At 57.2% G+C, this 17923-nt stretch carries 14 protein-coding genes and 2 pseudogenes; 9 read left to right on the forward strand and 7 right to left on the reverse strand.

Translation table 11 applies throughout. The features are described 5' to 3' along the window. Positions 1-585 precede the first annotated feature (585 nt). From ACZRMS_RS11870 to ACZRMS_RS11895, 6 genes are all read left to right on the forward strand, one after another. The gene (locus ACZRMS_RS11870; RefSeq protein ID WP_440461999.1) at positions 586-1755 is read left to right on the forward strand and encodes a tyrosine-type recombinase/integrase; all 1170 of its coding nucleotides are present in this window, start codon (positions 586-588) and stop codon (positions 1753-1755) included. Then, complete coding sequence (locus ACZRMS_RS11875) at positions 1748-3289, forward strand: site-specific integrase (protein WP_181127643.1); 1542 nt, start codon at positions 1748-1750, stop codon at positions 3287-3289. The genes ACZRMS_RS11870 and ACZRMS_RS11875 overlap by 8 nt, the downstream gene beginning before the upstream one ends. Continuing rightward, positions 3279-5372: an integrase gene (locus ACZRMS_RS11880; RefSeq protein WP_181127642.1), complete on the forward strand. Its 2094-nt coding sequence runs from the start codon at positions 3279-3281 to the stop codon at positions 5370-5372. The genes ACZRMS_RS11875 and ACZRMS_RS11880 overlap by 11 nt, the downstream gene beginning before the upstream one ends. Continuing rightward, positions 5372-5785, forward strand: a complete 414-nt coding sequence (locus ACZRMS_RS11885; protein ID WP_181127641.1) for a hypothetical protein — start codon at positions 5372-5374, stop codon at positions 5783-5785. The genes ACZRMS_RS11880 and ACZRMS_RS11885 overlap by 1 nt, the downstream gene beginning before the upstream one ends. Positions 5786-5887: 102 nt before the next feature. Beyond that, positions 5888-6085, forward strand: a complete 198-nt coding sequence (locus ACZRMS_RS11890; RefSeq protein WP_033901851.1) for a hypothetical protein — start codon at positions 5888-5890, stop codon at positions 6083-6085. Positions 6086-6206: 121 nt separating this feature from the next. Further along, positions 6207-7388 (forward strand): hypothetical protein, encoded by a 1182-nt coding sequence (locus ACZRMS_RS11895; RefSeq protein ID WP_181127640.1) that lies wholly within the window; start codon positions 6207-6209, stop codon positions 7386-7388. 218 nt (positions 7389-7606) lie between these two features. On the opposite strand, the pseudogene ACZRMS_RS11900 reads toward ACZRMS_RS11895, so the two are convergent. From ACZRMS_RS11900 to pqqA, 5 genes and pseudogenes are all read right to left on the reverse strand, one after another. Next, positions 7607-7873: pseudogene (locus ACZRMS_RS11900) on the reverse strand (AAA family ATPase); the annotation flags it as partial. Positions 7874-8329: 456 nt separating this feature from the next. Next, a complete protein-coding gene (gene pqqE, locus ACZRMS_RS11905; RefSeq protein ID WP_095060561.1) occupies positions 8330-9487 on the reverse strand; it encodes a pyrroloquinoline quinone biosynthesis protein PqqE in 1158 nt (385 codons plus the stop codon). Next, the gene (gene pqqD, locus ACZRMS_RS11910; protein WP_033040650.1) at positions 9459-9737 is read right to left on the reverse strand and encodes a pyrroloquinoline quinone biosynthesis peptide chaperone PqqD; all 279 of its coding nucleotides are present in this window, start codon (positions 9735-9737) and stop codon (positions 9459-9461) included. The genes pqqE and pqqD overlap by 29 nt, the downstream gene beginning before the upstream one ends. A gap of 104 nt (positions 9738-9841) precedes the next feature. Further along, positions 9842-9925, reverse strand: a pseudogene (locus ACZRMS_RS11915) (pyrroloquinoline-quinone synthase PqqC); the annotation flags it as partial. A gap of 52 nt (positions 9926-9977) precedes the next feature. After that, positions 9978-10049 carry a pyrroloquinoline quinone precursor peptide PqqA gene (gene pqqA, locus ACZRMS_RS11920; RefSeq protein ID WP_080725296.1) on the reverse strand — a complete coding sequence of 24 codons (72 nt, stop codon included), beginning with the start codon at positions 10047-10049 and terminating at the stop codon, positions 9978-9980. A 405-nt stretch (positions 10050-10454) separates the two neighbouring features. Here pqqA and ACZRMS_RS11925 point away from each other — a divergent pair, with 405 nt between their 5' ends. Further along, positions 10455-12404, forward strand: a complete 1950-nt coding sequence (locus ACZRMS_RS11925) for a sigma-54-dependent Fis family transcriptional regulator (protein WP_095060559.1) — start codon at positions 10455-10457, stop codon at positions 12402-12404. Between the two features lie 319 nt (positions 12405-12723). Here the strand turns inward: ACZRMS_RS11925 and aldA are convergent, their stop codons facing one another. Both aldA and ACZRMS_RS11935 read right to left on the reverse strand, forming a co-directional pair. After that, a complete protein-coding gene (gene aldA, locus ACZRMS_RS11930) occupies positions 12724-14157 on the reverse strand; it encodes an aldehyde dehydrogenase (RefSeq protein ID WP_181127638.1) in 1434 nt (477 codons plus the stop codon). A gap of 77 nt (positions 14158-14234) precedes the next feature. Beyond that, complete coding sequence (locus ACZRMS_RS11935; RefSeq protein WP_095060555.1) at positions 14235-16412, reverse strand: PQQ-dependent dehydrogenase, methanol/ethanol family; 2178 nt, start codon at positions 16410-16412, stop codon at positions 14235-14237. A 254-nt stretch (positions 16413-16666) separates the two neighbouring features. Here ACZRMS_RS11935 and ACZRMS_RS11940 point away from each other — a divergent pair, with 254 nt between their 5' ends. Together ACZRMS_RS11940 and ACZRMS_RS11945 are read left to right on the forward strand one after the other, a co-directional pair. Continuing rightward, positions 16667-17017 (forward strand): LysR family transcriptional regulator substrate-binding protein, encoded by a 351-nt coding sequence (locus tag ACZRMS_RS11940; protein WP_308852247.1) that lies wholly within the window; start codon positions 16667-16669, stop codon positions 17015-17017. Positions 17018-17130: 113 nt separating this feature from the next. Next, positions 17131-17751: a tyrosine-type recombinase/integrase gene (locus tag ACZRMS_RS11945; RefSeq protein WP_033040641.1), complete on the forward strand. Its 621-nt coding sequence runs from the start codon at positions 17131-17133 to the stop codon at positions 17749-17751. Positions 17752-17923: the final 172 nt, after the last annotated feature.

Consider the following 17923-nt stretch of genomic DNA (forward strand, 5'->3'; position numbering starts at 1 on the left):
GCTCCCCCTTGATACCAGCGTCCAAAGACGGCTCAAGCAGCGCAGCTCAATTGACGCACTCGCGCAGGCCCACGGGCTTGCGCTGAGCCTTGGCTTCTAATCCAAGCAAAGATTTAATCTTGTCTGTGATCTGCATATCTTTCCTATACCACTACATGTTGTGTTCGATCAGATGGTCAGCGACACCAGATGTAGTGCCGCCACGTTTTCCTATAGCCCTACGGGGACTTCGTAGACCCCGAAATGTTGGTATTGGGAGGCTTTAGCTCCTGCAGGATGACGACACTCCCATTCTTTCACCCGTGCCTTGTAGTCGCTCCAGATTTCGCGGCCTTCCTCTAAAGGCATTTCAGGCGGGCTTAGGTGATTAGGCCGACTTCTCCATAAACGTAAATATTTTTCATAAAAATATAATATAAGCAAACGGTTAGTATTGTTTTTTGCGTAATGGGGGATTGTAGTCTAGGGTTTATTATCGTTTACCTTGTGAGTGTGTAAACAATGAACCCTTACAGAATCAAGCTCGTGCGGTTCGACAGTGGTGAGCGTTTCCCCCTGCTCTGCTGTCGGCAAGACGGTATGCCCGTGCACAGCGCCACTCTTTGGGTACTGACAGAGTTACGTACGGCAAATTTGTCAACGAGCACACTTTATCAGGCGCTTCGGTCGCTTATGGTGCTGTTCATCGTTCTTGATGAACTAAAGATAGATTTGTGTGCCCGTTTGCGCGGCGGCCTGTTTTTAACGGTAGGAGACATAGAGGCTATCGTTGTGGGGTGTAAATTGCCAATTGCAGCGGACGATAGAAAACTATCTAGGGATAGGATATTTGTATCGTCAAGTTCTACCAGTGGCTCTAATTCGAAAAAAATTCATCCCGCCACTATTGCCATACGGCTTTTATACATTGCCCGATACCTTGACTGGATTGCGACCGACCACTTACTAAAAATAGGGGCCGGAAACTCAAATTTCACTGGGCTGGAAAAACTCCGGGAACTCGTGTCTAAATCCATAAAGGCTCGTATTCCTTCAGTGCAACCCTTTTCCAATGTTACGCCTCGCGAGGGACTAACTAAACAAATGTTATCTGTGTTGCAACAGGTCGTTGCTCCAGAGTTTGAGCAAAATCCGTGGTCTCATGAATATGTCCGGCAGCGAAATTACTTAATGATTCGCTGGCTATTGTCCTTGGGAGTACGGCGAGGTGAATTGCTTGGTGTGAAAATTTCGGATATTAACTTTCAGACCAGTGAAGTTTTAATTGCCAGGAGGGCAGATGATCCTGCGGATCCTCGGTTGAGACAACCAAATACCAAAACGAGCGGTCGATTATTAGCGCTCGACGCAGAGTTGGCAGAGCTCACACGAGCGTATGTAATGGCCAATCGTCGTAATGTTAAAGGCGCGCGTAAGCATGAATATCTTTGGGTGGCCGAAGGCTCCGGAAAACCACTGAGTCTTGCGGGGCTGAATAAAGTGTTCGTCACGTTACGGCAGCACTGTCCGGAATTGCCGGAAAACCTCTGCCCCCATCTTCTTCGCCATACCTGGAACGATCTTTTTTCTGAAGCGGTTGATAGAAACAACGTGTCGCCGACCGTGGAGCAAAAACTGCGGTCGCGGCTGATGGGGTGGTCCGAATCATCCGGAATGGCGACTGTGTATAACCAGCGCCACATCAAGAAAAAAGCCACCGCTGTGTCCTTGCAAATGCAAAAACAATTGCGTGTGGGGGCTCATTCCGATGAGTAAAAAACCCGAAAAAGACTTCGTAATCGCTGGAAGTGATGTCTGTCCTTCACTTCCATCGATAGTTCGGAGCAAAAGCGGGATTGTATTTGATCCTAACCGGTCTGACTGGTCGTACCGGGACGGTGTGCATTCGGTTTACATGGATTTTTCTGAGTTGCATTTTTCCGCCGTGCTCCTGGCTTCGGTGCGTCTGACGTTGATTTGGTTTGCTGAAAATAGGGCGCCAAGCACCTTGATGGGACGCTTTACGGCTTTGAAAGCATTTGCCTTGCGATTGCAAGAGGGGCGCGTTGAACCGTTGGACATTATCGGTGGAAATGACGTATTGATACATTGCGATGCCAATGACTTTCAAACACGCAATCTCTTTGCGTTTTTGCGCCGATGGCACGCAATGAGCTTGCCGGGTATTCAGGAAGACGTGGTGTACGTCCTGGACAGGAAAAAACTCCGGAAACGAGAAACGGGCGTTGCCGTTTTGACGTGGGATCCAGAGTTGGGTCCTTTCACGCCAATTGAGCAAGTGGGTATTCAAGATGCCTTGAATGAAGCTTACGGCGCTGGGCGTTTGAGTGAGGAAATATACCTGCTGGCATGGTTGTTTATTGCATTGGGTTCCCGCCCTGTTCAACTGGCAGCCTTGAAGGTTTGTGATGTGGTTCGCTCTGTGGCTGCGGATGGAACAGAGTCTTTTCTTTTGCTTATTCCGCGGGCGAAGCAACAAAACACATCGCTCCGTCAAGAGCTCAAGCCCCGAGCGCTGGTGAATCAAATTGGCCGACCGCTGTTTGATTATGCTCAACGCGTCAGTGAACGCTTTGTTGGAGAGTTTCCAGACACCCAGCAGGCGCCCCTGTTTCCTTTACCTCGGCAGTTTCAGTATTTGGCGGAAGGGCCAGGATGGGGCAGATATCACCGTACCAGCGAGAATTTACGGAGATTGTTGGTGACTGCGTTGGACAAGCTGTCCGTCCGCTCTGAGCGCACAGGGGGCGTAGTTAACATCTGTGCCTTGCGCTTTCGGCGTACGTTAGGGACGAATCTTGCGCGTGAAGGTCATGGGGTGTTGGTCATTGCGGACTTGCTTGATCATTCGCGAACCGACTCGGCGGGGGTCTATGTCGCCGCGACACCAGAGCTTGCGATGCGGATTGAAAAGGCGACTGCGCTGTACATGGCGCCGCTGGCTCAAGCCTTTAAAGGTCAGCTGATAGCTCATGAGGGCATTGCTGTTCGTGGAACAGACCGCTCCAGCCGAATTATTGACCTGCGTATTGATCAAAGCGCACGGCCAATGGGGTCATGTGGAAGCTTTAGTTTCTGCGGATTGAATGCCCCTGTGGCTTGTTACACCTGTCAATGTTTTCAACCTTGGTTGGACGGACCGCATGAGGCGGTCCTGGATTTCTTGCTAGAGGATGCTAATCGCTATTCGGACGCTCGTATTGCGACGATCAATGATCGAACGCTGCTCGCAGTGGCAGAAGTAGTCCAATTATGCCGCAGCAGAAAGGAGCGGGCTCGTGGACGATAGGGTAATCCTGTTTAAGCCCCGAGCAGCGCAGGCTGCTGAAGACAATCTAAGGGACTTCGTTACCCTTGCCAGAGAGTCTCTGACGGCTTTTGGTCGTGAGTTGGTCTTTGATGCGGACAGTTGGGATGTCACCAATTTTGTTCAATTGAAACGTCGTAACTCTTGTTCAAGCATCCGATTTCATGGATTCCCCAGTGGACGAGGGCAAAAGGACTCTTGTTGCTTGCCTCAGCCTTACAAAGACTTTGCCAAAGCCTACTGCCGTTATGATTATTCGTTGTGCGCGTATACCACTGTCAGTTCACGATTGGCCGCGCTGCGCTCCCTCGCTGTAGCTCTGGAAGAAACGGAGAGTTGTGTCACGCCGATTAAAGCAAGTCTGGGGCACTTTAATCGTGCGTGCGCGATACTTAACGAACGCTACCAAGCCTCTGCCGCATTTTTTGCTGGGGCGGAACTCAAACGTATTTCGCAGTTCTTGGTGGAGCATCAACTCTGTGCGCTGCCTCTTCAATGGCAATGTCCACTTCGGGCACCAGATAATTTTGTGCGCAGTGTTGGCCCGGAGTTTGATGCGTCACGCCGGGCCCGTCTGCCCTCGTCAGCTTCGTTAGAAGCGATTGCCGAAATTTTCGGAACCGCCGAGAAGCCAGGCGATGTCTTCACATCCAGTGTGTGTGCGTTGCTGGCGTCGGCGCCGAGCCGCATTAATGAGGTGATGTCCATTTCAAACCAGTGCGAAGTCGAGGAGTTTGATCCAAAAACAAATCAACAACTGTATGGATTGCGTTGGCGGCCTTCAAAGGGTGGGAAGGCACAAGTTAAATGGGTGGTGCAATCCATGGCCAGTGTTGCTCGCGAGGCAGTGAGTAAGCTCAGGACTATTTCAACACCGGCGCGAGAAGTGGCACGGTGGTACGAGCAGTATACTGATGCGATGTATTTACCCATGGAGTTGGAGGTGCTCCGGGGGAGGATGTTAATTAGTTCAGAACAGGTGAGTGCGATAGTTTTTCTCACTCTCCCCCCCAATTGCAGTCAAGCCGATCGGGGGGCTGGATGGTGTAGGAAACACGGGATTGTGGAACACATTCCTTATGACCCGCAGCATAAAAATGCCCCGAGGTTTTTGTTCGCGGACGTTGAGCGAGTAATCCTTTCGATGCTGCCCCCCAACTTCCCGCTGGCGGATCACAAGAACAACCTGAAGTACAGTGAAGCGCTTTGCTTGACACGACTGAATGAGCTAACCGAGTCGTGGGGAACGTACCGTGGGGTAATCGTCTTGCCAGACACCGGTTATATTCAGAAGCAATTGTCCAGTGCGCGAAGGGCCCTCAATATTTTTGATCGCTTCGGATATCGTGAATCAGATGGCAGCCCAATGAAAATCACGACGCATCAATTTCGCCATTTTTTAAATACCGTGGCGCAGATGGGCGGATTATCGCAACTCGACATCGCCAAATGGAGTGGTCGCGCCAAGGTAGGGCAAAATAGGTGCTATGACCACCAGTCCGACAGGGATGTATTGGCGCTAGCCAGATCCGCTTTAGGTGATCCGGAAAAGTCGGCCGGGCATATCGCGAGTATTCCACCCAGTAGTTTGATTGCACGAGATCAGTTTGCAGCACTGAAGATCGTGACCGCTCATACAACGGACCTGGGATATTGCCTGCACGATTTTTCCATGCTGCCTTGTCAGCTCTATCGAGATTGCCTTAATTGTGATGAGCATGTGTGCATTAAAGGTGATGTGGTCCGAGAGCAGGCTATACGTCAGCATCGTCAGGAAACCCAGGTCCTCCTCGCGAAAGCCTTAGAAGCGCTGGGCGAGGAGGCGTTTGGTGCCAACCGTTGGGTCGAACACCAGACACTGACCCTAAAACGATTGGATGAACTGTGTGCCATTTTTGAGGACTCTTCAGTTTCCGCGAACGCGATTATCCAGCCACGTGGGGTTGTACCCGCGTCAAGATTGGAACAGTTACTGGCCCATCATCAAATTGTGAAAGCGCGTGAACTTCAAGGCCCGGCCATTGAAGATCCAAATGTGCCACGCATAGAGTCTAAGGACCTGTAATGTCTCGTTCGAGAAACCTTACCCCTGGTGCTATAGAGCAGATCGTGTCGATCATTGATGGCTGGTCTGGAAAATTGACTTGGGATCTGCTGATCCAAAGCGTCGCTCGCCGTTTGCGAGGGACCTATACGCGTCAGGCGCTTCATAAACATGAACGGATTAGGCATGCCTTCACTCTTCGTAAAAAAACACTATCCATTTCGGTTGGGAAGAAGAAGGCCATAAGTCCAGAGTCTCAAGCGACAAACGACCGAATCGCACGTTTGGAAGGTGAGAATCAACGCCTGCAAATGGAGAATGATCGACTGCTCGAACAATTTGTGCGGTGGGCCTACAACGCTTACAGCCGGGGCTTGGATGAACAGTTCCTATCCCGCCCTCTACCCGCGATCAATCGACAGCAAACACCCTAGTGAATGCCAAACGCTCATATTGGTGTAGATCAGCCCTGCTACTGCGACTGCCCTCTATAGCAGGGAGCTTGGGAATCGTAATTTTATTCATGGAGCAATGCTATGCCTATCGGCTACTACTTGGCTTGCCTTGAAACCCAGCGATATGTCTGGATCGGCACGCTTGGCGACATAACGTCCGCCGTCGGAGTCGACGCTGACCTCGTATCTAGTTTCTGCCTAGTGCATCGCGGTAAGTCGCTCATTGTCATCAGCGAATCGCACCAGATTGTTGGTGAAGGCCATGAATGGACGCATTGACCTACAACATTGCTGCTGAGCCTGGTGCGCAACAAGTAGCAGTGCTCGCCCTGCCTCACAACTAATGCCCTCTGAGCAGCTACTCTGCTACCGATGGGCCCTACCAGGGTTAACTCCACAGATGAATACCACCCGTGACGATTTTTCAAAACGGACCAAGAGCGACCTCGCCCTACGGGCAAGCTATCAATGCTCCTTGTGCAAGGAGTCGACAGTAGGGCCCAGCGACGAAACCTCAAATGCGGTGACGATGATCGGCGTTGCCGCTCACATTGCAGCAGCTGCGCCTGGCCCTGGCGCGCGCCGTTACGACTATTCGATGACTCCTGAGCAACGTGGATCAATCGATAATGGGATTTGGCTATGCGCCAACTGTAGCGTTCTCATCGACAGGGACGAAGCCCGATTCTCAGCTCAATACCTACATGAGCTGAAGCTCAGCCATGAGGCATCAAGGCGCCTTCAGGGACAAGGTGATGTGAATCGCGAGGACATCATCGCTATCGGCCCCAGTCTGATAGCGCTAGGTGCGGTACTACGATTCGGTCCGGACGGATGCCGATTCCGAATTTCTCACTTCCTAGAAGGTAACATCCGGGAGCTGTGGGCACTGAGTGTAGATTTCGGTAAATGGCCAGATGAGGACAGGTATGTACTTTCAAACGAACTGGGCTATGGCGGTCTGCTTACCCAGCCACCTTTGATCGAGCGAACTGGGCTCGGGCACGAGGTCACCGTACAAATCCAAGCGGCCATAGACCGTCGCGATGCAATGACAACCAAAACCATGTGCAGGCAGACCGGTAGGATGCTTGATGGCATGGAAGCAATGAAGTCGCTATTTAGCAACGTACTGAGCCTGGCTCACGGCACCTGGTTTGCAGACCTCCAGAGCGGCAGCTTTATCTCTGATTATCACGAAAGGTATTCAGACTCCGCGTGGCTTAGCAGGTTAATTATGATGGAGATCATCCGCCTGTCCTTTGTCCCCCGGAAATCCAGAGCTGCTGACAAGCAAGTGGCACCGCTTGCCTGGGTCAATCGCGTTAATAGCGTTTGCACTCCTATCTTTGAGCTTACCGAGCAATATCTGTCCATTCATGTGGATGCGGAGCTTGAAGGAGCAGGTAACTGGTCGGGGGAGCTGCCAGTATTTATTTGTACACCGGAGCAATTACAGAAAGGTCGGGAGCAAGCGAAGAGAAACGCGCTCATGATTAGCCCTACTGTAGATCATGGCCTCGTTGAGGCGGTGCATGTGGACAAGAAAACAGCAGATCGCCTGAAGCTGCAGGGACGATAAGCCTGAATCATCACCTCTCAGCTAAAACGTTGCTTTTAATCGCAGGAAAATCGGTAATGCTTTGCGCATGCTCCGATGGTCAGGGCACTGCGGTTTATCTGGACCACCATTTTGTGCCAAGTGTTTGGTTAAAGAATGAATTCCCTAAGCACTCTGAACTGATCGAGATAATTGAAGCTCGGGCGCAAACTGCGTTTAGTGATCAGGGCTAGCGAGTGTCAGCGATGCCCGATCAATCTGCGCAGATCCTGGCGTTCCTGTCGCATCCACGCGACGACGTAAATACGTAGGAAAAGAATTCGGTTGGACACATCACGGGCGAATGCCATTTCGTGGGTCACAATCAGCATCGTTCGGCCTTCGGCAGCGAGATCGCGCATGACCTTGAGTACTTCGCCGACCAGTTCGGGATCGAGGGCGGACGTCGGTTCGTCAAACAACAGCACGCGAGGCTTCATCACCAGGGCGCGAGCGATGGCTGTGCGGTTGATATCAGCAATTCCCATTCCTCGAATGCAGCTTTAACGGCACTGTGAAGCTCCCATCCCGAATCTTCGTCATAAGCTCCATGAATGCAGGGCGCTGACTCGATGCTGATTTACCGCTGATGGTGTCTGCGAACCAATAGCCAATTGGGTAATTACACTCCACCTGACCACCCATTTGCATTGCACTTGCCCACTCATTTGCATTCGACTTGACCAGTTGTTTGCATCGGATTTGACCAGCACACTGGGTGGCCCTGACTGGCAGAAGTCGACCCATTGCAGCCGGTCGCGACAGGCAGAGAACGGCCAGAAGCGGTCATCCCGATTCCTATACATGGTCAGGAATTCTGCCTAGGTTCTTCAAAACACGTTTCTAATTAGCCGACTGCACGTCGTAGGGTGGGCCACTGTGCGGTCAATGATGCTCAAGGGCACCCGATGGAGCCAGTCGTTTCAGGCTTTGCAGATAAGCCTGGAGGCTTTTTCATTGCGGTAGGTCAAATGCTCCAAGCCCTGCGGCGCGTATTCGGCGTCCTCGCGGGCGGCGAGGATGAGGCCATGGTGCGACGACTTGCTGCACACCGGGTCGGCGTTGTCGGCATCGCCGGTGAGCATGAAGGCCTGGCAGCGACAGCCACCGAAGTCACGGTCCTTCTCGTCACAGGAGCGGCACGGCTCGGGCATCCAGGCGTCGCCGCGGTAGCGGTTGAATCCGAACGACTCGAACCAGATGTGCTCCAGGCTGTGCTCACGCACGTTGGGGAACTTCACCGGCAACTGCCGGGCGCTATGACACGGCAGCGCGGTGCCGTCCGGGGTGATGTCGAGAAACAGCTTGCCCCAGCCGCTCATGCACGCCTTCGGCCGCTCCTCGTAATAGTCCGGGGTGACGAAGATCAGCTTGCATGGGTGCTTCTGCGCCGTCAGCTTGGTCCGCCACTCGTTAGTGATGCGCTCGGCGCGCTGCAGCTGCTCGCGGGTCGGCAGTAAACCGACGCGGTTCAGCTCGGCCCAACCGTAGAACTGACAGGTGGCCAGCTCGACGTAATCGGCCTCCAGCTCGATGCACAGCTCGATGATGCGGTCGATGCGGTCGATGTTATGCCGATGGGTGACGAAGTTGAGCACCATCGGGTAGCCGTGCGCCTTGACCGCGCGGGCCATTGCCAGTTTGTGGGCGAAGGCCTTGCTGGAGCCTGCCAGCAGGTTGTTCACCTCCTCGTCGGCAGCCTGGAAGCTGACTTGGATATGATCCAGGCCAGCCGCGCTGAACTCAGCGATTCGTTGCTCGGTAAGTCCGATGCCTGAGGTGATCAGGTTGGTGTAGAAGCCCAGGTCACGGGCAGCCTTGATCAGCTCAGCGAGATCCTGGCGCACCAACGGCTCGCCACCGGAAAAGCCCAACTGCGCTGCGCCCAGTGCACGGGCCTGGCGGAATACGTCGATCCACTGTGCAGTACTCAGCTCGGTGCCCTGCTTCGCGAAATCCAGCGGGTTGGAGCAGTATGGGCACTGCAGCGGACAGCGGTATGTCAGCTCGGCCAGCAACCACAGCGGCGGGCCGATCTGGGACCGCGTGGGGTTAGGCGAATTCGATCCAGAACTGGGCATGGGCCACCTCAATAAACGCCAGGATGTCTTCATCGATATCCGGCACGCCGGGGAATTGTTCGGCCAGAGAGGCGATGATGTTCGCCACGTCGCGGGCGCCGTCAACACACTTGAGAATCTCGCCGGCGCTGTCGTTGAGTTTGATCATCCCTTCCGGGTAGAGCAGCACATGGCAGTTCTGCATCGGTTCATACTGCAGGCGGAAGCCACGGCGAAAGCGCGGCACGCAAGACTGGGTGGATTGGTTCAAACTGAAAATTCCGTCATCGGGTGCGCCGTACAACGTTGCACCATTTGAGTTATTCGATGCGTAGGGTGCGCACGGTGACCCAATGCGTCCTTCATCCGCGCGGCTCACTGGGCTATCCCACGGTGCCAAACACGTTCGGCCGTCACCGTGTGATACGGCGGGCGCTCCAGTTCGTAGGCCATGCTCATTCATGAGGTCTGCTTTGGGACTGGAAAACCCGGCGTACCGGGGCTCGGATGATCAGCGGTTGGCGAAATACAGGGTGACTTCGAAACCAAGGCGCATATCGGTGAAGTTGGGTTTAGTCCACATGGGTAGATCCTCTTTTTATTGGCGCCGGCACATGCCGACAGGTCGAGTTAATCACCAGGCCCGCCCTCCCCGAATGATACTTTCGGAGGAGTTGCGGCCCTTATTTTGAAGCGGGCGCGCGACAGTTGCTCGCCCTCCCGCTACAGCTGTCGCATTTCTGCGACGACTACGAAAACCACCGCCGAGTCCGCTCATCAAGGGCGCGGCGCTCAAGCGCGGGCCCTGCAGCGGTGTGGCCCGACGCCGGCATGTACTATGCTGGGTGGCTAGTGTTCGACGGAAGGATGACTGCACGCACCGTCGTACAAGGCTATGGTTGCAACATTCGCCAGGCCTGCGGCCAAGGCCGACCACAACAACAAGATGCCGGTGCGCGACTCGCCACGCCGGCCACATGGAGCGCCCATGCCCCTGCATGCCGTGGAAACCAGCCCCAGCGAACTCGCTGCCTTCGTCAGCGATCACTTCCCCGAACGCAGCATCCGCCCGGAGGGGCTGATCGCCCAGTCGTGGTACCGCAGCGTTACCCAGCACAACCTCAACCCGCGCGGGCGCTGCATCAAGAACATCCTCTCCGCCGAGGAAATTCGCCTGCACCAGGCCCAGCACGAGGAGTACCTGAAGGTCGCCAGCCAGGGCGTCACCGGCCTGGCCAAACGTGTGGTACAGGCCGGTTTCGCCGTGCTGCTCAGCGACGAACATGGCATTACCCTCGATGCGCGCCTGCCCAGCAAACGTGACCCGTACACCGAGTCCGGGCTGATCGTCGGCGCGCGCTGGGACGAATCGGTGGCCGGTACCAACGGCATCGGTACCACCTTGGCCGCAGCTCAGGCGATGACTATCCACCGCGAGGAACACTTCCTCACTTCGAACTTCCGCCTGAGCTGCTCGGTGTCGCCGATCTTCGACGCCCAAGGCCAACTGCGCGGTTGCCTCAACGCTACCTGCCTGAACAGCGACGGTCCGAAGGAAGCGCAGTACCTGACTCTGCAACTGGTGATCATGTACGCGCGGCTGATCGAAAACGCGCACTTTCGCCAGAGCTACCGCGACGGCCTGACCCTGGCGATCAAGCCGCGCGACGACATCACTGATCTGGTCAACGAACAGTTGCTGGCCCTCGACGACCAGGGCCGGGTAATCGGTGCCAACCGCGCCGCCTTCGTCGCCCATGATCACACAGGGCATAGTCTGCTCGGCCGGCGCATTGACAGCCTGCTGCCGGTCGGCGTGGATGAACTCCTCAGCCTCACCAGTGGCGGCGCCCGTGGCGTACTGCTGCGAACGCTGGACGAGCAGGCGCTGGTGGATGTCGGGCTTCGAATCCCGGCCGGTCGCCTGCCCCCCGCTCCGCCGGCAGCAAGCCGCAAGCATCTTTCGGTCGGTAACCACCCGGACCTCAACCAGCTCGGAGGCAGCGACGCGCAACTGCAGCAGGGCGTACGGCGCATTCGCAAGGTGATAGACAAGGGCATCCCGATCCTCATCACCGGCGAGACCGGCACTGGCAAGGAAGCTTTCGCACGCGCCATCCACCAGGCCAGCAGTCGTCGCGCCGGGCCGTTCGTGGCGCTGAACTGCGCGGCGATCCCGGAAACCCTGATCGAGAGCGAATTGTTCGGATACCGCAGCGGTAGCTTCACCGGCGCCAACAAAAAGGGCATGAAGGGCAAGCTGGAACTGGCCAACGGCGGCACCCTGTTCCTTGATGAGATCGGCGATATGCCGGCGCATCTGCAGACCCGTCTGCTGCGCGTGCTGGCCGAGCGCGAGATTTCCCCACTTGGCGCCGAAGCGCCGGTGGAGCTGGATGTGCAGGTGGTATCGGCAACGCACCAGGACCTCGGCCAGATGATCCACGCCAAGCAGTTCCGCGAAGACCTGTTCTACCGTCTCAGCGGCATGACCCTGGCCCTGCCGGCTTTGCGCGAACGCAGCGATCGCAGCGAGCTGATCGATGCCCTGCTCGCCGCCCAGCCGGGCACCAGCAACCTGCGTCTGGATGCCCAAGCTCGTCAGCGCCTGCATACCTACTCCTGGCCGGGCAACATCCGCCAGTTGCTCAATGCCCTGCGCTACGCCGTGGCACTGGCCGAGGACGGTCGTATCGATATCGATTGCCTGCCTGCCGAACTGCATAACCTTGACCTCACCGATCTGAGTCCAACTGCTGACAGCGTCGCCAGCCTAGCTGATCACTTGGGCGACGCCGAAGCGCGCCATCTGTACGCGGCGCTGCGTCAGCACCGCTGGAACATTAGCGCGGCCGCCGACTCGTTCGGCATTTCGCGCTCGACCCTGTACCGCAAGATGAAGAAGCACGGCATCGTCCAGCCCAACGAGCTGTTCTAGCCGGCCCTCCTTTGCTGATTCGCAGGGTGCGCCTTGCACACCGGGCAGGCCGCACCGGAAAATCCGCGCAGCCCCTCGGCGCGCGCGGCACAAGCCTACGATTCGAACCGCTCCTTTTGCCTGACGTCGCACGCAACGTCAGGCAAAAGGAGCGGAGTCCGGCCGAAGCCTTTCTCCACTCAATTCACATGCCCTTTGGTTCCTGCCCGTACGCCACATGGATCATGAGTGAGTCCCCGCGGCAGACCGCGATGTATCCGTGCATCTCGGCTTCCTGCCCCACCTCCACTTAGGGCCGGCGCAGGCACGGCCCTTCCCTTCACGCCTGCATGTACACCACATGAGTATGAGTAAACTCGTACAACCCGTGCTTGCCATCCGCGCCGCCGATGCCAGATTTGCGCGTGCCGGCGTGGAAGCCCTGCATGGCCTCGAAGTTTTCGCGGTTGACGTAGGTTTCGCCGAAGTCGAGCTCGCGACTGGCCTTGAGCGCCGCACCCAGGCTGCGGGTGTAGATCGACGAGGTCAGGCCGTAATCGCTGTCGTTGGCCAGGGCGATGGCCTCATCGAGATCTTCGACAATCTGAATCGGCAGCACCGGACCGAAAATTTCCTTGCGCATGATCTCCATGTCCGCGCTGCAGCCAGCGAGCACTGTCGGCTGGTAGTGGAAGCCCTTGCCCTTGTCCGCAACACTGCCTCCGGTGATGACCTGGGCACCGTGGCCGATGGCGGTCTTGACCATCTGCGCGACCTTGTCCAGGCCGGCCTGGTTGATCAGCGGGCCCATGTCCAGGTCATTGTCCACCGACGGGTCGCCGTAGCGCGTGGCGGCCATGGCCGAGGCGATCTTGTCGATGAACTGGTCAGCGACCTTGCGCTCGACGTAGACACGCTCGGCGCAGTTGCACACCTGCCCGGTGTTGATCACCCGCGACGCGGTGATGGCGGTCACGGCCAGCTCTAGGTCGGCATCTGCGAGGACGATGGCCGGTGCCTTGCCACCCAGCTCCAGATTCAGCTTGGTGATGTTCGGCGCGGCAGCGGCCATGATCCGCGAGCCTGTGCCGACACTGCCGGTGAAGCTGATCAGGTCGATGCCGGCGTGGCTGGTCAGCACACTGCCGGCACCCGCACCGGTGCCGCTGACGACGTTGAATACACCCGGCGGCAGATCGGTTTCGGCCACCAGTTTGGCGAACTCGAAGCAGTTGATCGGAGTTTCTTCGCTTGGCTTGATGACGATGGTGTTGCCGGTGATCAGCGCCGGCGCCATCTTGCGGGCGATGAGGAAGAACGGGAAGTTCCACGGCAAGATGCCAGCAACCACGCCCAGCGGCTTGCGCAGCAGGAAGATGTGTTCGTTGACCCGGTCGCTGGTCAGCACTTCACCTTCGAGACGGCGCGCCCACTCAGCCATGTAGTCGAGGTAATCGGCGGTGAAGTTGACTTCCACCAGCGCCAGCGCCGGCACTTTGCCCTGCTCGCGGGTGATGATGCGCGCCAGGCGCTCTGCGTTGTCTCGCACTTTTCTGGCGATCTGGCGCAGGTAGCCGGCACGCTCGATGGCCGGCTTGGCAGCCCAGCCGCGTTGCGCCTTGCGCGCAGCGGCGATGGCCCGCCCGACTTGCTCACCGCTGGCGTCCGGCACCCGGGCCAGCAGCGCGGCATCGGCCGGGTTGTACACCTCGATCAGGCTATCGCTGCCGACGAAGGTGTTGTCGATATAATTCTGGTAGGTAATCTCGCTCATGATCCGGTCTCGCTATTGCTGAAATTCGGGGAAATTCAGGTCAGACGAGCGCACCCCGCGGCGCGCCCGACTGACAGTTACTGCGCGGTGAACTTGTCCCAGGCGCCACCTTCGGTCTTAAGGTCGTGGGCACGCTTGATCAGGTACTGATGGATCTGGTCGACCTCCTTGGCATCGAAGGCTTCGGCGAACGACGGCATGCCGTCCGGTACGCGACCGCCATACACGATGCCCAGGAACATCTGGTGCTTGTCGGTGGTGAGCTTGCGCAGATCCGGCAGCACGCCGCCGCTGACCGCGTGGATGCCGTGGCATTGCGAGCAGTGGCCGTCGTATAGCTTGGCGCCGGCTTCCACAGTGGCCGCATCGGCAACCAGCGGTGGCGGTTCCGGGGTGTTCGCCGGTGGTGCCGGTTCCTGTAGCTTGGCGATGCCACCGAGCTTGTAGGTCAGTACCTGAGAAAACGGCTGCACGCCGGCGCGCAGGGACAGAGCCCCGGCGAAGGTGGAGAAGGCGCCGCCCCAGCCGGCCATGAAGGTCACGTATTGCTCACCGTCCACCGAGTAGGTTATCGGTGCGGCCATCACACCGCTGGCGGCCGGCTGCTCCCAGAGTTTCTTGCCGGTGTCGGCCGCGTAGGCGATCACCCGACCGTCGGAACTGCCCTCGAATACCAGGTTGCCAGCAGTGCTCAGGGTGCCTCCGTTGAAGATGGTCACGTACGGCACTTCCCAGGCCGGCTTCTGCTTCACTGGGTCCCAGGCAATCAGCTTGCCAGACCAGCTCTTGGCCATTTCCAGCAGGCCGTCCGGACCTTCGGGCATCATCCCGGTCTTCAGGCCGAGCTGGTACACGCTCTTGAATGGGTTGCGCTTGGGCGCATCCGGGATGTGCTCGTAGTAAGCGGACATGATGTGCGCGGGGATGTAAACCAGGCCGGTCTTCGGGTTATACGACATCGGGTGCCAGTCGTGAGCGCCCCAGAATGCCGGGGTCACCAGGTTGCGCTTGCCGTTCTTCCAGTAAGCGGCGTTTTCCTCGTCGACTATGGGCCGGCCGGTCTTCATGTCCATGCCCTTGGTCCAGTTCTGCGGGACGATGCCCTTGGCCGAGAGCAGCTCGCCGGTGGCGCGGTCGATGACGTAGAAGAAGCCGTTTTTCGGCGCCTGCATCAGCACCTTGCGCTGCTTACCCTTGATCTCCAGTTCGGCGAGGATCATGTGCTGGGTGGCAGTGAAGTCCCAGGCATCGCCCGGCGTGGTCTGGTAGTGCCAGACGTATTCACCGGTGTCGGCGTTGACTGCGACGATGGACGAAAGGAACAGGTTGTCGCCCTTGGCCTGGCTGCGCCATTTCGGGTCCCACAGCGAACCGTTGCCGACACCGATGTAGAGCAGGTTCAGCTCCGGGTCGAAGGCAAAAGAGTCCCAGGCGGTGCCGCCACCGCCCTGCTCAACGAAGGCGTCGCCGTACCAGGTCTTGGCGGCGATTTCCATGCCCTTGCCTTCTGGCGGCAGCTTGGGGTCGCCGGGTACGGTGAAGAAGCGCCAGGCCTGTTTGCCGCTCTCAGCGTCGTAGGCGGTGACGTAGCCACGCACGCCGAACTCGGCGCCGCCGTTGCCGATAATCACCTTGCCGTTTACCACGCGCGGTGCGCCGGTGATGGTGTAGCTGCGCTTGTGGTCGTTGCGCGTATCGACCGACCAGACCTTCTTGCCGGTTTTGGCGTCGATGGCTTCCAGGCGGCCGTCAAGCACGCCGACGTAGACCTTGCCGTTCCACACCGCGACGCCGCGGTTGACCGCGTCACAGCAGGCCTCGCCGGCCCGCGAGCGGTCCGACTGCGGGTCGTACTTCCAGATCTGTTTGCCATTGCGTGCATCCAGCGCATAGACCACCGAAAACGGCCCGGTGGTGTACATCACGCCGTCGACAACGATGGGCGTGGCCTCCACGCCGCGGTCGAGGTCGAGCTTGTAGCTCCAGGCCAGGCCCAACTGGCCGACGTTGCCGTCGTTGATCTTTTCCAACGGGCTGTAGCGTTGTTCGTCGTAAGTGCGCCCGTGGCTCATCCAGTTACCCGGTTCGTCGTCGGCAGCGATGATGCGCTTGCCATCGACATTGGCGGGCACGTCGGCAGCCCAGGCAGGGGTTACCAACACACCGAGCAACAGGGCGGTCAAAAGGGGTTTCAGCGGCACGCCTGCGGGGGTGAGCCGAGAGGCGACGTGCGAAGTCAGGCCAATCTGTGTCATGGGGGTCTCCCGATTCTTATTAGGTACCGGCGTCAGCGCGCTCCGGTATCAGGGATAGAGCAACCGCCATGCCAGCGCCTCAAAATCGGCCAGACACCAGCATTCATGGGGCCTGTATAGTTTTATTGGGGGGCAAATGGAGCACCTGTGCCTGCGACAGGTGTCGCACCAGGCGCGGCAGGTGTCGCGCGCATGAAGCAGGCAGGAGGGAATAACACGTTCAATAATGTGGCCGGTCAGGACCGTATCCGGGCATCGTCATGACAGTGCTCGAAGGCAGTGCTAACGACATCAGCCAGCGTCTGCAAAATCGCGAAATCGACGTGGCCTTGCTTGAAACCCGCCGCGTCAAAACCACCTGGGACTCAGTACTGTTTGGCACCGATGCAATGGTGCCGTGCATGAACGGACAGCATCCGCTGGTCGGCCAACCCTTGCTCGAAGCGCACCAGTTACGGGACGAGGACATGCTGTTGTTTGATAAGACCTTTCTGCAACGTCATCTGCTCGATGCGTACTGTGGCGCCGATGGCGTGAAAGCTGACGCGTCAATGGATACTTGCCTTCGGCGAATCAGCGGTTTATCGAGTGCGCCCCGCAATTGAAGTTCGGTTCAGATGGAATTCGCCCTTTTCGACTGTCAGCTTCGGGTCGAATAGCGACCACAACGCACCGTGACTGTTCCACCCTTGTCCTCCCTCAACCTGGAGGACAAGCCATGAACGTTATTGCTAAATGCAAACATCAGCCTTGGAACAAGGGAAAGCTCGTCGGGCAAAAGGCGCCGCTCCGAGTCAGAGATATCTGGGCCATCCGCGTAAGACTTCAGCTTGCTGAGAAGACACGGGATCTGGCGCTCTTCAACTTGGCTATCGACAGCAAACTGCGTGCCTGTGACTTAACCAAACTGCGAGTCCGAGACATAGCCCATGGGGAACATGTGTCGTCACGGGCCATCGTGATGCAGCAGAAAACCCACCACCCAGTGCAATTTGAAATCACTGAGCAAACCCGAACGGTTCTGGAGGCTTGGATGCATCAAGCTCACCTGCACAGCGAGGATTTCTTGTTCCCGAGCCGTTTGCACGACTCAGACCATCTCTCCACCAGACAGTACGCTCGAATAGTCAAAGCGTGGGTGACCGCCATTGGCCTTGACCCAACCATGTACGGCACTCACACGCTACGGCGAACCAAGGCATCGTTGATTTATCGCAGGACAAAGAATCTGAGAGCAGTTCAACTCTTGCTGGGACATACGAAGCTTGAAAGCACCGTCAGGTACTTGGGCATCGAGGTCGATGATGCCCTGGAAATGGCAGAGCAGACGGAAGTCTGACTATCCACTGCGACGGTCCACGACAGACCGTCGCTATCCGACCCTAAGCAGCCTCTGACCATCGGCTGCTATCGGTCGATTAAAAGTCATTGGCTAATCGGTTCCGCTTTGTACATCACCGCAAACCCGTAGCCGTTGGCAAAACACACTCTTTAGCGCGAAGCGGTGATCC

It is taken from the genome of Pseudomonas sp. B424 (assembly GCF_055408345.1).